Source organism: Mycobacterium saskatchewanense, from assembly GCF_010729105.1.
Taxonomy (GTDB): domain Bacteria; phylum Actinomycetota; class Actinomycetes; order Mycobacteriales; family Mycobacteriaceae; genus Mycobacterium; species Mycobacterium saskatchewanense.
In genome coordinates, this window is sequence record NZ_AP022573.1 from 2,067,297 (window position 1) to 2,080,723 (window position 13,427).

The window sequence follows — 13,427 nt, forward strand, 5'->3', positions numbered from 1 at the left end:
GGCACAATGTCGATCGCCATCGCCGCAGAAACGGCGGGGGTGTGTAGCCAAAGCGCGGCGAGTGGGAGTCGAAAGCCCTAGTCAGCCAATTCGCGTAGCGCCGGTACCAGCAGCGCGAGAGCGCGACCGCGATGAGAGTTCGCGTCCTTCTCCTCGGGGCTGAGCTGCGCCGCGGTGCGGTCGGAGCCGTCCGGAACGAAGACCGGGTCATAGCCAAAACCACCGTCGCCCCGGGGTTCTCGGGCGATGCTGCCGGGCCACTCGGCGCGCACGACGACCTCGCCGGACGGCCCGGCCAGGGCGCAGGCGGACACAAATGCGGCACCGCGCCGTTCGTCGGGCACGTCCCGCAACTGCGCCAGCAGCAGCGCGGTGTTCGCTGCATCGTCACCGTGCGCACCCGACCAGCGCGCCGACAGCACGCCGGGCATGCCGTTCAAGGCGACCACCTGCAGACCGGAGTCGTCGGCCACCGAGGCCAGGCCCGTCGCGGCGAAGGCATCCCTCGCCTTGGCCAATGCGTTGTCTTCGAAGGTCGCACCGGTTTCGGGCGCTTCGTCGAAAGGGGGCACGTCGCGCAGAGACACCAACGTCAGCCCCGTGAGGCCGGCCGCGTCGAGCACCCGACGCAATTCGGCCAGCTTCTTGGGATTGCGGCTGGCGACCAGCAATTCGGTCACCGGTCGATCCGATACACGCCGTCGCCTCCGCAAGCGCCACCCATACACACAAATTAGCCGGGAGGGCCGAGCCGCCTTCGGCTGCGCTCAGGCCAACGATGTGACGGTCGGCCACCCGGCCGTCCAGGTGCGTGAGGCTTGACAGCCCTTCGAACGCGACGCACTGTGATACTCGTCATATGACTACCGGTCACCCCTGACAGAGGGCTAACCCGAGTCTGATTTGGCGGCCGGTTGGGTTTTCCGAGTCGGGACGCCGGTCAGCTGCCGAACGCCTTCGGCGGCGGGCCGCTCTCGGGCAGCACACCCGGATAGGGCAACGCCAGCGCCTCCCGCTGCGCGGCGAACAACTGGTCGCATGCGGCCAGCGCCGCGTCCAGCAGCTTGTCCAGCGTGGACCGCGGGAACGTCGCACCTTCACCGGTGCCCTGCACCTCGACGAGGGTCCCGGTGTCGGTGGCGACGACGTTCATGTCGACCTCGGCGCGCGAGTCCTCCTCGTAGGGCAGGTCGACGCGGATTCTGCCGTCGACCACCCCGACGCTGACCGCCGCGATCGCACACGACAACGGTCGCGGATCCGACAGCTTGCCGGCGGCCGACAGGTACGTCACCGCGTCGGCCAGCGCCACGTAGGCGCCGGTGACGGCCGAGGTGCGGGTGCCACCGTCGGCCTGCAGCACGTCGCAGTCGACGGCGATCGTGTTCTCGCCGAGCGCGCGCAGGTCGATGCATGCCCGCAGCGATCGGCCGATGAGCCGGCTGATCTCCTGGGTGCGCCCGGACAGCCGGCCCTTGACCGATTCGCGGTCCGAACGGGTGTGGGTGGCCGACGGCAGCATCGCGTACTCCGCGGTCAGCCAGCCCAGGCCCGATCCCTTGCGCCAGCGCGGAACGCCCTCGGTGACGCTGGCCGTGCACATGACCTTGGTATGGCCGAATTCGATCAACACCGAACCCGCCGGATGATCGGTGAACCCCCGCGTGATGACTACGGGGCGAAGCTCGTCGTCAAGGCGGCCGTCTTCTCGTCTGGTCACCCCGTAACCCTAAGCCAGGCCCGACGGGCCACGCTCAGACCCGTTCGGAGCGGCGGATGTCGAAGGTCTCGCCGCAGACCACGGCGTGCACGGGACCGTCGAATTCCGCTTTCGCCTCGCTGATGACGTCCTCGCGGGAGGTCCACGGGGGGATGTGGGTCAGCAGCAGCTCGCGGACCCCGGCCTCGGCTGCGGCCCTGCCCGCCTCGGTGCCGGACATGTGCAGGGCGGGCGGCCGATCCGCCGCGTGCGTCCACGACGCCTCGCAGAGGAAGACATCGGCGTCGCGGGCCAGCTCGACGAGCTGTTCGCACATGCCGGTATCGCCGCTGTAGACAAAAGACGCCCCACTGGAGTCGGTGATCCGCATGCCGTAGGACTCGGTCGGGTGGGCCACCACCCGGGGCAGGACGGTCAAAGACCCGAATTGCACGGGCTCGTTGTCGACCCAGTGCCGGACGTCGAAGATGTCGGAGCAGTCATCGATCTCGCCGCCGTAGGGTGACGACGCCGCGCCCAGCCGCGACCACGTGTCGCTGGGGCCGTACAACAACGCCTTGCCGTCGGGCTTCGAAGGGTGGTAGCGGCGCCACACGAACAGCCCCGGCAGATCCAGGCAGTGGTCGGCGTGCAGATGGGTCAGCAGGACGTGCACCGCGCTCGGATCGGCGAAGCGCTGCAGCGCGCCCAAGACCCCGCCGCCGAAGTCGAGGACCAGAGGAGGCGTGTCCGGCGCGCGAAGCAGATATCCCGACGCAGGCGAATCCGGCCCCACCACGCTGCCCGAGCAGCCGAGCACGGTTATTCGCACGGACACTACTGTGCCATGCCCGATAGCACCGTGACGAAAACATCGCCGCATTGATGTGATGAGAATCTCGGCGCGCACCAGTGGCGATCGCGAGCGCGGCGCAGCCGGGCAAAGTCCCCCGCAAGCGGGAGGTGCCCCCATGTCGCCACCATCCGATCTACACCGAACCAAAGGGGTGCACCGGTTGGACGCCGGTGACCGCGGGACCCAGGAATCGCGCCGCCAGTTTGGTGAACGCTTCGGGGTCACCGGTGGCCTCGAAGACACGGGTGGCCGGCGGCGCGTCATGGGGACGCAGCACGTCCCGCTCGGTGAGCACGCGCAGCACTTCCTTGGCGGTCTCCTCGGCGCTGGACACCAGCGTGACGTTGTCACCCATGGCCAGCTGAATGATGCCGGACAGCAACGGGTAGTGGGTGCAGCCCAGCACCAGGGTGTCGACCTGCGCCCGCTGCAGCGGCTCGAGATATCCCTCGGCCAGGCCGAGCACCTGGCGCCCGCTGGTCACGCCGCGCTCGACGAAGTCGACGAACCGGGGGCAGGCCACGGCGGTGATCTCGGTGTCGCGGGCGGCGGCGAACGCGTCCTGGTAGGCGTGCGAGGTGATGGTCGCCCGGGTGCCGATGACCCCGATGCGACCACTGCGGGTGGCGGCGACCGCGCGGCGCACGGCCGGCAGGATGACCTCGACCACGGGCACGTCGTAGCGCTCGCGGGCATCCCGCAGGCACGCGGCCGACGCGGTGTTGCACGCGATCACGAGCGCCTTCACCCCGCGCCCGACGAGGTCGTCGGCGATGGCCAGCGCATGCGCGCGGATCTCGGGCAGGGTCAGCGGACCGTACGGGCCGTTGGCGGTGTCGCCGACGTAGATCAGGTCCTCGTCCGGCAATTGGTCGATGATGGCGCGGGCGACGGTCAGTCCCCCGACGCCGGAGTCGAAGACGCCGACGGGCGCGAACGGCGCGGTCATCGCCTGGGGTGGCGCGCGGCGCCGGCTTTGTGCCCGGCCCGGGCCTTGCGTTCCGGCGCCGACAACATCCACGCTGCCAGCACCCCTGCGATCGCCCCGCACAGATGGCCCTGCCAGGAGACGCCGCCGCATTGGCCGAGCACCGGCATGGCGCCCAGCAAGACGCCGCCGTAGGCGAACAACACGACCAGGCCGATGATGACGTTCCAGACTCGGCGGACGAAGATTCCGAACACCAGCAAAAAAGCGAGCCAGCCGAAGATGAGGCCGGAAGCCCCGATGTGGTCGGTCGGTCCGCACGAGCTGCCGACGTTCCCGATGAGCCAGGTGCCAAAGCCGCCCAGGATCCACACGATGGCGGTGGCCCACACGAACCTGGACAGCCCGGCCAGGGTGACGAGGAACCCGAGCACCAACATGGGAACGGTATTGGCGGCCAGGTGCGCCCAGTTCGCGTGCAGAACCGGGGCGAAGACGATTCCCCACAGCCCGTCGGCCTCGAGCGGCCTGATGCCGTTGGCGTCCAGCGAATGCCGCGTCAGCTGGTCGACGAGCTCCACGACGTAGAGCAAGGCCACGAAGGTGAGGATCGTGGCGGCACCCACCATCCAGCGGGGTTGTTTCTTGGTCTGCGGTGCAGGTGCGCCGGGCCGTTTCCTCGGCATGGTCATTTTGTCGCTGCCCTCTCAAACCGTCCTCGGCGTAGTTAAGGGTACCGGCACAGCCGCCGTCGGACGGCACGTCGGTAGCGACGCGGGCGGTTACGCCGCCTCTCGACCCGAGCTGCCAAAACCCGTGCTGCCGCGAGGAACGCCAAGGTGTGCGTCGGGCCGGCCCGCACCGCGCCGGATCGGATGTCTAGAACTGGTGGGCGATTTTGACGATCTGGGACGCCCGTTCTCCGATGACGACGCAGGGCGTCCTGGCGCCGCGGGTGGGCGCCGACGCCGGAGCGCTCGCGCGGCTCATCCGCTTCCTCACCCCGTTGGGCGTCTTCGCTTCCAGCGGCGGAAAGGTCTACGTCACCGAGCTGGGCCGCACACTGGCCGACGGCCCGGCCAACTCGATGCGTGCCGTCGCGCGCTACCTCATGCAAACTCACTACGCGCCGTTCACCAAACTCGTGCACACGGTGCGCACGGGAGAAGTCGCCGCCACCGAATACCTCGGAGTGCCTTTCTTCGATTGGATCAATGCCAGCTCGGAGCGTGCCGAGCTGCAAAACGCGGCAATGGCCAGCTTCACGGCGGGCGGCCGCGGAGATCTTCTCGACCGGCTGGACCTTCCGGGGGGACGCACCATCGCCGACATCGGCGGGGCCGACGGGTCCGTGCTCGCCGAGATCCTGACGCGCCTGCCAGGCCGCAGCGGAATCGTCTTCGACATGCCCGGCATGGTCACCGCTGCGCCCGCCGTCCTGGCAGCGGCCAGGCTCAGTGGCCGTACCACCGTCATCGCTGGCAACTTCTTCGACGGCGTTCCCGCGGCGGATGTCTACGTGCTCTCGGCGGTGCTGCACGACTGGGACGACACCTCGGCTGCACGCATCCTGCGTAACATCGCCGGCGTTGCGGCCCCCGACGCACGGCTGATCCTCATCGAGCTGGTGGTCCCTGAAGACGACGCCCCGCACGCCACCAAGGTCATCGACTTCACCATGATGGCAATGCTCGGCGGCAAGGAGCGCACCGAGTCGCAATGGCGCCGGTTGCTCGAAGACGGCGGGTTCACCCTGGACCGGGTCATCGCGGGCTCGGGCATGTACGTCGCTATCGAGGCGACCCCGCACCGGTCGTAGCGCCGCGCCGATCGGCGGCGCTGTCGCCTCGTCAGCCAAACGCCCCGGGCAACATGCCGCGGTAGGTCGGTATCCCAGCAACCGACTCGGCCGCAAGCACACCGATCAGCACCGCGCGCGCCAGGCAATCGGCGGCCGCCGCGCCCACTTCGGTCGTCAGCCCCGTCTCCGCCGACATCGCCGCGGGCGCGTCGGCCGGCGGTGGCACCTCGACCGCGCCGGTCGCCAACGCGAACACCGTGTCACCGTCGAGCGGGGTGTGGGCGGGCCGAATGGCGCGGGCCAGACCGTCCTGGGCCGCGACCGCGATGCGCCGACAAGCGGCGGCGCTGACGGCGGCGTCGGTCGCCACGACGGCGATCGTGGTGTTGAGCGGGCTGAGCGGGGACGGCAACCCCGCGAACGCCTCGACCTGCTCGACAGGCGGGGGCATCAGCCCGAACTCGGCGGTCAGGTCGGCCATCCACGGCAGGCCGGTGGCGCGGTCGACGACGTCGCCCGCGGAGTTCACCACGACGACCGCCCCGACGGTGACGCCCGACGACAGCATCATCGACGCCGTTCCGACGCCGCCCTTGAGCACCCCGGCCCGCGCGCCCACCCCGGCACCAACGTTCCCGACGGCGGTGCACGCCCCGGCGTCCCCCGCGGCGTCGCAGGCCAGATAGCCGAACTCGCCCGTCGGCCGGCGGTCCCAGCCTCCGACCGGCAGATCGAAGATGACGGCTCCGGGCACGATGGGCACCACCCCGCCCCCCATCGACACCCCGCGGTCCCGTTCCTCCAGCCAGCGCATGACGCCGTCCGCGGCCGCCAGGCCGTAGGCACTCCCCCCGGCGAGCAACACCGCGTCGACGAACCGGACCGTGTTGGCGGGATCCAACAGGTCGGTCTCCCGAGTGCCCGGCGCGCCGCCGCGGCAATCCACCGCCCCCACGGTGCCGGGCGGGGTCAGCACGACGGTGACGCCGCAGGCCCAACCCGCGCCCAGGGACGCGTCCGGATCCAGCCGGTGGTAGTGGCCGACGCGGATGCCCCCGACGTCGGTGATGGTCATCGGGAGCCCATCAGCACCAGCACCAGGTATTCCTGCAGCACGGTCAGCCACTGGTAGACGTCGAAGTGCACGGCCAGCGGATGATCGGGCGGCAGGCGTTCGGGCCCCTGGGGCCCGACATCAAGCATCACTCCGAGGGTGAGCCGAATGTCGTTGACCGCGGCGACCCACGCCTCCGCGTCTTGCTCGGTCAGCTCGAAACGCCCGCCATTGTCCGGAACGGTGTCCAGCAACCGTTGGGTGGCAACTCTTTTGGCGTCGATGATCTCCGGCTCGTGCAGGCTGCGCAGCGCGGCGTTGAGGGCCTCGGTGGGGCCGGCTTGCGAGGGGTCCTGCGCGACGTCACCGTCGTCGGGCTTGAAGAAATCCGGCAGCAGCCGTCGCAGCGTCGGGTCCCGCGGGGGTTCCGAGTTTCCGGTCTTGATGCCGGTGATCTCCTCGAGTTCGTCTGCCGGCGAGGAGGATTCGCGTTCGTCGAGCAGGCCGATCATCGCACCGGCGAGATTCTTGAGCAGCGCCGCCTCATGGGAAGCCAGGGCGGACCGAAAACGGGGACCGTTCGCGGTGTCGACCCGCTTCCATTTGCGCACAGGGTATCGCCGGAGCCCTCGAATCTCAGCGGTCCTGCTGCATGGTCGCCCACAAACCGGCGGCATGCAGCTTGGACACGTCGACTTCCATGTTCTCCCGGCTGCCCGCCGACACCACGGCCTTGCCCTCGTTGTGCACCTGCAACATCAGCTTGGTGGCGTGCGGCTCGCTGTAGCCGAACAGTTTCTGGAACACGTAGGTCACATAAGTCATCAGATTGACGGGGTCGTCCCACACGATCGTGACCCAGGGGCTGGCCGTGACGTCTACCGGAGCCGACTCGCGTTGCCCGGTAGTGCCCGGCTTAGTGGGCGCTGACGCAACAACCATGCGGTACACGATACCGAGGCATACGCCCGGCGCTCCAAGCCGTTACCGTTGCGGAATGAACGAGCCGCTGCTGGCTGGCCTGCTGACCGACAAGTACGAGTTGACGATGCTGGCAGCGGCGCTGCGCGACGGCACCGCCGGCCGCCGGACGACCTTCGAGCTGTTCGCGCGCCGCCTGCCGGACGGTCGCCGTTACGGGGTGGTCGCCGGCACCGGCCGGCTGCTGGAAGCGTTGCCGCACTTCACGTTCGATGATGAGGCCTGCCAGATGCTCGCGGAGTTCCTCGACGCGGACACCCTGGCGTACCTGCGCGATTTCCGGTTCGGCGGCGATATCGACGGCTACGCCGAAGGCGAGTTGTACTTCCCCGGCTCCCCCGTGCTGTCGGTGACCGGCACCTTCGGCGAATGTGTCGTGCTCGAGACGCTGGCGCTGTCGATCTTCAACCACGACACCGCGATCGCTTCCGCGGCGGCGCGCATGGTCAGCGCCGCCAGGGACCGTCCGCTGGTCGAGATGGGGTCTCGGCGGACGCACGAACGGGCGGCGGTCGCCGCGGCCCGCGCCGCCTACATCGCCGGTTTCGCCGCGACGTCAAACCTGGAGGCCCAGGGGGAATACGGGATTCCCACCGAAGGCACCTCCGCGCACGCGTTCACCATGGTGCACACCACCGAAGAGGGGCCGGATGAGCTAGCCGCGTTCCGGGCCCAGGTCGCCGCGTTGGGCGTCGACACGACGCTGCTGGTCGACACCTACGACGTGACCGCCGGCGTGGCCAATGCGGTGGCCGCGGCCGGAACGGGGCTGGGCGCGGTGCGCATCGATTCCGGCGAGCTCGGCGTCCTGACGCGGCAGGTCCGCAACCAGCTCGACCAACTGGGCGCCACCGGCACGCGCATCGTGGTATCCGGCGACCTCGACGAGTACTCGATCGCCGCGCTCGGCGCCGAGCCGGTGGACGTTTTCGGCGTCGGGACGTCGCTGGTCACCGGCTCCGGCGCGCCGACCGCGAGCATGGTCTACAAGCTGGTTGAAGTCGACGGCATGCCGGTGCAGAAGCGCAGCAGCCACAAGGAGACTCGCGGCGGCCGCAAAGAGGCGTTGCGCCTGTCCCGCCCGACCGGCACCATCACCGAGGAAGTGGTCCACCCGGCGGGACGTCCGCCCGCCGCCGCCGAGCCCTTCCGGGTGGTGACCATCCCGCTGGTCCGCGCCGGGGAGGTGGTTGCCAAACCCGATCTCGCCGCGGCGCGCGAGCTGGTCGCCACCGGCCTGCGCAGCCTGCCCTGGGAGGGCCTGAACCTCTCGCACGGCGAGCCCGCCATCCCCACCACGCTGATCCCTTCCGAGCGGCGCTAGGCCGCCGACGACCGAAGACGTGTCCGTGTCCGTGCCCGAGTTGCTCGCCGCCGCGGTCGCCGCGCTCGGCGGCAGCGAGCGCGCCGGCCAGGTCGAGATGGCGACCGCGGTCGCGCGGGCGTTCGACACCGGCGAACACCTCGTCGTCCAGGCCGGCACCGGGACCGGTAAGTCGCTCGCATACCTGGTTCCCGCGATCGTCCGCGCCATCGGCGACGACTCCCCCGTCGTGGTCTCGACCGCCACGATTGCGCTGCAGCGCCAACTCGTCGAGCGCGACCTGCCCCGGCTCGCCGAGTCGCTCGGCGACGCGCTGGCCCGGACCCCGCGGTTCGCCCTGCTCAAAGGCCGACGAAACTACCTGTGTTTGAACAAGATTCACAACGGCGCGCAGGGCGTTCAGGGCCCCGACGAAGACGGCAACGACCGGCCGCAGGAGGAGCTTTTCGATCCCATGGCGGCCACCGCGCTGGGCCGGGACGTGCAACGCCTCACCGCCTGGGCGTCCGACACCGAATCCGGTGACCGCGACGACCTCAAACCCGGCGTCCCGGACCGGTCCTGGTCGCAGGTCAGCGTGTCCGCCCGCGAATGCCTCGGGGTGGCGCGCTGCCCGTTCGGTTCGGAATGCTTCTCGGAGCGGGCGCGCGGCATCGCCGGCATGGCCGACGTCGTCGTCACCAATCATGCGCTGCTGGCCATCGATGCGGTGGCCGAGTCGGCGGTGCTGCCCGAGCACGCGCTGCTGGTCGTGGACGAGGCGCACGAGCTGGTGGACCGCGTGACGTCGGTGGCCACCGCCGAGCTGACGTCGGCGGCCCTCGGGGTCGCGTCGCGACGGGTCACCCGCCTGGTCAGCCCGGAGCTGACCCAGCGGCTGGAGGCCGCGACGGCCAACTTCGCCGCGGCCATCCACGATGGCACCCCCGGCCGCCTCGACTACCTCGACGACGAGTTGGCCACCTACGTCACCACGCTGCGCGACGCGGCCACCGCCGCACGGTCGGCGATCGAGACGACCAGCGACGCCAAGGCGGCCGCGGCGCGCGCCGAGGCCGTCGCCGCGCTGAGCGAGATCTCGGATACCGCGTCGCGCATCCTCGCCTCGTTCACCCCCGCGATCCCCGACCGCACCGACATCGTCTGGCTAGATCACGAGGACAATCGCGGCGCCACACGCGCGGTACTGCGGGTGGCGCCGCTGTCGGTGGCCGACCTGCTGCGCACCCGGGTGTTCTCCCGCGCGACAACCGTGCTGACGTCGGCGACGCTGACGGTCGGCGGCACGTTCGACGCGATGGCGGCGGCGTGGGGGCTCAGCGGCGACGGCGGCCAGGCGCCGGGCTGGCGCGGGCTGGACGTCGGATCGCCGTTTCAGCATGCCAAGGCGGGGATCCTCTACATAGCCGCGCACCTGCCCCCGCCCGGCCGCGACGGGACGGGCTCGGCGGAGCAGCTCACCGAGATCGCCGACCTCATCACCGCCGCCGGCGGGCGCACCCTGGGCCTGTTCTCGTCGATGCGGGCGGCCCGGGCCGCGGCCGAGGCCATGCGCGCACGGCTGTCGACGCCGGTGCTGTGCCAGGGCGACGACAGCACTTCGGCGCTGGTGGAGCAGTTCAGCGCCGACCCCGAGACCTCGCTGTTCGGCACGTTATCGCTGTGGCAGGGCGTCGACGTGCCGGGCCCGTCGCTGTCGCTGGTGCTGATCGACCGCATCCCGTTTCCGCGGCCCGACGACCCGCTGCTGGGCGCGCGGCAGCGCGCCGTCGCCGCGCGGGGGGGCAACGGCTTCATGGCCGTCGCCGCCAGCCACGCCGCGCTGCTGCTGGCGCAAGGGTCGGGCCGACTGCTGCGCCGCATCACCGACCGCGGGGTCGTCGCGGTGCTGGATTCCCGGATGGTCACCGCGCGCTACGGCCGCTACTTGCGGGACTCGCTGCCGCCGTTCTGGCAGACCACCAACGCCGCCCAGGTCCGCGCCGCGCTGGAACGGCTGCGGACGGCGACGGACGGCGTGACGTCCTGACGGGGCTACCTGGCCAGCGTGACGAGGCCGAGCTCGTTGCCCCCGGCCAGCAACGAGTGGTGCGGCAACACGCGCACGGTGTAGCCGACCGCGCCCGCCAACGGTAGCGGCGTCGTCGTCACGAACACCTCGCTGCCGCCGTCGACCGTCACGGTGTGCGACATGTCGATGCACACCGGATCCAGCAGGGCGTCGTTGGAATCGACCCGGCCGACCACCGCCTGCACCTCGACCTCATCGGGCCGCAACCCGGCCAGCTGCACGGTCGCCGTCAGCGTCAGCTTCGATCCGAGCTGCGGGCTGTCCGGCAACCCGGTGCTGTCGACATCAGTGATGGCGATCTTCGGCCACGCCTCCTCCACGCGCCGACGGTAGGCGGCCAGCTCGCGCGCCGCGCCGAACTCGCCCTTGTCTCCTTCGACCGGAGCGATCGTCTCCCGCAGCGACTGCGCGGCCGGCGCGTAATACGTCTCGACGTAGTCGCGCACCATCCGGGACGCCAACACCTTCGGGCCCAGCGTTTGGAGCGTGTGGCGGACCATCTGGATCCAGCGGGGCGGTACGCCGTGCTCGTCGCGCTCGTAGAACTTCGGTGCCACCGACTGCTCCAGCAGGCTGTAGAGCGCGCTGGATTCCAGGTCGTCGCGCCGCGCCTCATCGGCGACGCCGTCGGCGGACGGTATCTCCCACCCGTTTTCGCCGTCGTACCACTCGTCCCACCAGCCGTCGCGGATGGACAGGTTCAGGCCGCCGTTCAGCGCGCTCTTCATCCCCGAGGTGCCGCAGGCCTCCAGCGGCCTCAGCGGGTTGTTCAGCCAGACGTCGCAGCCCCAATACAGCAGCCGGGCCATGGACATGTCGTAGTCGGGTAGGAAGGCGATGCGGTGCCGCACCTCGGGGCGGTCGGCGAAACGCACCACCTGCTGAATGAGCGCTTTCCCGCCGTCGTCGGCCGGGTGGGATTTGCCCGCGACGATGAGCTGGATCGGCCTCTCCTCATTCAGCAGCAGCTGCTCGAGCCGATCGGGGTCCCGCAGCATCAGCGTCAGACGCTTGTACGTCGGCACCCGCCGCGCGAACCCGATGGTCAGCACGTCGGGGTCGAAAGCCGTTGCGATCCAGCCCAGTTCGGCTTCGGACGCACCACGCTCGTGCCAGGAGTTGCGCAACCGGCGCCGCACGTCTTCGATGAGCAGCGACCGCAGCTGGGAGCGGATCCACCACAGGTGGCCGGGGTCGACCTGCTGCAGCCGCAGCCAGACGCCCGGGTCGCTGAACGAGTCCGAACCTGCCAGCTCGCGACCCAGCTGCAGCCATTGCGGCGCCGCCCAGGTGCGCGCGTGCACCCCGTTGGTGATCGATCCGATCGGCACCTCGCCGGGATCGAACCCCGGCCAGAGCTCGTTGAACATGGCCCGGCTCACCCGGCCGTGCAGCAGCGAGACGCCGTTGGCGCGCTGCGCCAGCCGCAGTCCCATGTGGGCCATGTTGAACTTGGCCGGGTCATCCTCGGCGCCCAGCGCAAGGATGCGGGCGGTCGGCACGCCCGGCAGCAGCGCGGACTCGCCGTCAGCGCCCGGCTTGCCGCCGAGGTAGCGCTGCACCATGTCCATCGGGAACCGGTCGATGCCCGCGGGCACAGGGGTGTGGGTGGTGAACACCGTGCTGGAGCGCACGACGGTCAGCGCGGTGTCGAAATCCAATCCGGAGCCGGCGATCAGCTCGCGGATGCGCTCCACGCCGAGGAAACCCGCGTGCCCCTCGTTCATGTGGAAGACCTCGGGCGCGGGCAGCCCCTCGACGGCGGTGAACGCGCGGACGGCCCGGACCCCTCCGATGCCGGCCAGGATTTCCTGCCTCATGCGGTGTTCCTGGTCACCCCCGTAGAGCCGGTCGGTGACGCTGCGCAGGTCGTGCTCGTTCTCGGGGACATCGGAATCGAGCAGGAGCAGCGGAACGCGGCCCACCTGCGCGACCCAGACGCGGGCGTACAGCTGCGCCGAATCGGGCAGCGTGAGCTGAACCAGCACGGGATCGCCACCGGCTTCGGTGAGCAGCCGCAACGGCAGCCCTTGCGGGTCCAGCGACGGGTAGGTCTCGTTCTGCCAGCCGTCCGCGGTCAGCGACTGCCGGAAATACCCCGAGCGGTAGTACAGGCCCACCGCGATCAGCGGAACGCCGAGATCTGACGAGGACTTCAGGTGGTCCCCGGCGAGGATGCCCAGACCCCCCGAGTAGTTGGGTAGCACCTCGGCGACGCCGAACTCCATCGAGAAGTAGGCGATACCGGACGGCATCGCAACCCCGTCGGCCTCCTGCTGCTGGTACCACAGCGGCCGGGTCAGGTAGTCGTTGAGGTCGGCGGCCAGCTCGTCGAGACGGCCGAGGAACGCCTCGTCGAGCGCCAGCTCGTCGAGGCGCGCGGGGTTCACCGCGCCCAACAACGCCACCGGGTCGCTGCCGCACCGCTCCCACAGTGACGGGTCGATCGTCGCGAACAGGTCCCGGGTCGGCCTGTCCCATGACCAGCGCAAGTTCGTCGAGAGCTGGTCCAGCGCGATCAGGCGCTCGGGAAGGTGTGCACGGACGGTGAACCGGCGAAGGGCTTTCACGTGTCCTTACCTTACTGAGGATTCCGGGGCTCGCACGCGCTGCGACAGACGTTTCCCGCCGGGGGTGTGGCCGGACACTAGGGTGGGTATCGGTTAGATGTCGGGCCGCGACGAAGCGGCCCGCGCGAAGTTCTCACGACAGG

12 protein-coding genes are annotated in these 13,427 nt (G+C 70.1%); 3 read left to right on the plus strand and 9 right to left on the minus strand.

Features of this window, described 5'->3' with window-relative positions; all coding sequences use genetic code 11:
• Window positions 1-77: 77 nt before the first annotated feature.
• From G6N56_RS09485 to G6N56_RS09505, 5 genes are all read right to left on the minus strand, one after another.
• Complete coding sequence (locus tag G6N56_RS09485) at window positions 78-680, minus strand: non-canonical purine NTP pyrophosphatase (RefSeq protein WP_085255436.1); 603 nt, start codon at window positions 678-680, stop codon at window positions 78-80.
• 260 nt (window positions 681-940) lie between these two features.
• Complete coding sequence (gene rph / locus G6N56_RS09490; protein WP_085255437.1) at window positions 941-1,720, minus strand: ribonuclease PH; 780 nt, start codon at window positions 1,718-1,720, stop codon at window positions 941-943.
• Between the two features lie 34 nt (window positions 1,721-1,754).
• Window positions 1,755-2,537: a cyclic nucleotide-degrading phosphodiesterase gene (locus G6N56_RS09495; protein ID WP_085255438.1), complete on the minus strand. Its 783-nt coding sequence runs from the start codon at window positions 2,535-2,537 to the stop codon at window positions 1,755-1,757.
• Window positions 2,538-2,688: 151 nt separating this feature from the next.
• Window positions 2,689-3,504 carry a glutamate racemase gene (gene murI / locus G6N56_RS09500; RefSeq protein WP_085255439.1) on the minus strand — a complete coding sequence of 272 codons (816 nt, stop codon included), beginning with the start codon at window positions 3,502-3,504 and terminating at the stop codon, window positions 2,689-2,691.
• The gene (locus G6N56_RS09505; RefSeq protein WP_085255525.1) at window positions 3,501-4,169 is read right to left on the minus strand and encodes a rhomboid family intramembrane serine protease; all 669 of its coding nucleotides are present in this window, start codon (window positions 4,167-4,169) and stop codon (window positions 3,501-3,503) included. The genes murI and G6N56_RS09505 overlap by 4 nt, the downstream gene beginning before the upstream one ends.
• Window positions 4,170-4,408: 239 nt before the next feature.
• Here G6N56_RS09505 and G6N56_RS09510 point away from each other — a divergent pair, with 239 nt between their 5' ends.
• Window positions 4,409-5,302, plus strand: coding sequence for a methyltransferase (locus tag G6N56_RS09510; protein ID WP_085255440.1), 894 nt, complete (start codon window positions 4,409-4,411; stop codon window positions 5,300-5,302).
• 31 nt (window positions 5,303-5,333) lie between these two features.
• On the opposite strand, the gene G6N56_RS09515 is transcribed toward G6N56_RS09510, so the two are convergent.
• From G6N56_RS09515 to clpS, 3 genes are read right to left on the minus strand one after another with little or no spacing between them, the layout of a single operon-like run.
• Window positions 5,334-6,359 (minus strand): P1 family peptidase, encoded by a 1,026-nt coding sequence (locus G6N56_RS09515; protein WP_085255441.1) that lies wholly within the window; start codon window positions 6,357-6,359, stop codon window positions 5,334-5,336.
• A complete protein-coding gene (gene aosR, locus G6N56_RS09520; RefSeq protein ID WP_085255442.1) occupies window positions 6,356-6,949 on the minus strand; it encodes an oxidative stress transcriptional regulator AosR in 594 nt (197 codons plus the stop codon). The genes G6N56_RS09515 and aosR overlap by 4 nt, the downstream gene beginning before the upstream one ends.
• Window positions 6,950-6,974: 25 nt before the next feature.
• Complete coding sequence (gene clpS / locus G6N56_RS09525; protein WP_085255526.1) at window positions 6,975-7,280, minus strand: ATP-dependent Clp protease adapter ClpS; 306 nt, start codon at window positions 7,278-7,280, stop codon at window positions 6,975-6,977.
• Between the two features lie 55 nt (window positions 7,281-7,335).
• Between clpS and G6N56_RS09530 the strand changes: the two genes are divergently transcribed.
• Both G6N56_RS09530 and G6N56_RS09535 read left to right on the plus strand, forming a co-directional pair.
• Window positions 7,336-8,643, plus strand: coding sequence for a nicotinate phosphoribosyltransferase (locus G6N56_RS09530; RefSeq protein ID WP_085255443.1), 1,308 nt, complete (start codon window positions 7,336-7,338; stop codon window positions 8,641-8,643).
• 19 nt (window positions 8,644-8,662) lie between these two features.
• The gene (locus G6N56_RS09535) at window positions 8,663-10,672 is read left to right on the plus strand and encodes an ATP-dependent DNA helicase (RefSeq protein ID WP_232069257.1); all 2,010 of its coding nucleotides are present in this window, start codon (window positions 8,663-8,665) and stop codon (window positions 10,670-10,672) included.
• 5 nt (window positions 10,673-10,677) lie between these two features.
• On the opposite strand, the gene G6N56_RS09540 is transcribed toward G6N56_RS09535, so the two are convergent.
• A complete protein-coding gene (locus tag G6N56_RS09540) occupies window positions 10,678-13,284 on the minus strand; it encodes a glycosyltransferase family 1 protein (RefSeq protein WP_085255444.1) in 2,607 nt (868 codons plus the stop codon).
• Window positions 13,285-13,427 lie beyond the last annotated feature (143 nt).

Coding starts and splice junctions, on each gene's coding strand:
- G6N56_RS09505 (WP_085255525.1), bottom strand. CDS start 4,169: ATGCCGAGGAAACGGCCCGGCGCACCTGCACCGCAGACCAAGAAACAA.
- G6N56_RS09530 (WP_085255443.1), top strand. CDS start 7,336: ATGAACGAGCCGCTGCTGGCTGGCCTGCTGACCGACAAGTACGAGTTG.
- murI (WP_085255439.1), bottom strand. CDS start 3,504: ATGACCGCGCCGTTCGCGCCCGTCGGCGTCTTCGACTCCGGCGTCGGG.
- clpS (WP_085255526.1), bottom strand. CDS start 7,280: ATGGTTGTTGCGTCAGCGCCCACTAAGCCGGGCACTACCGGGCAACGC.
- G6N56_RS09510 (WP_085255440.1), top strand. CDS start 4,409: ATGACGACGCAGGGCGTCCTGGCGCCGCGGGTGGGCGCCGACGCCGGA.
- G6N56_RS09515 (WP_085255441.1), bottom strand. CDS start 6,359: ATGACCATCACCGACGTCGGGGGCATCCGCGTCGGCCACTACCACCGG.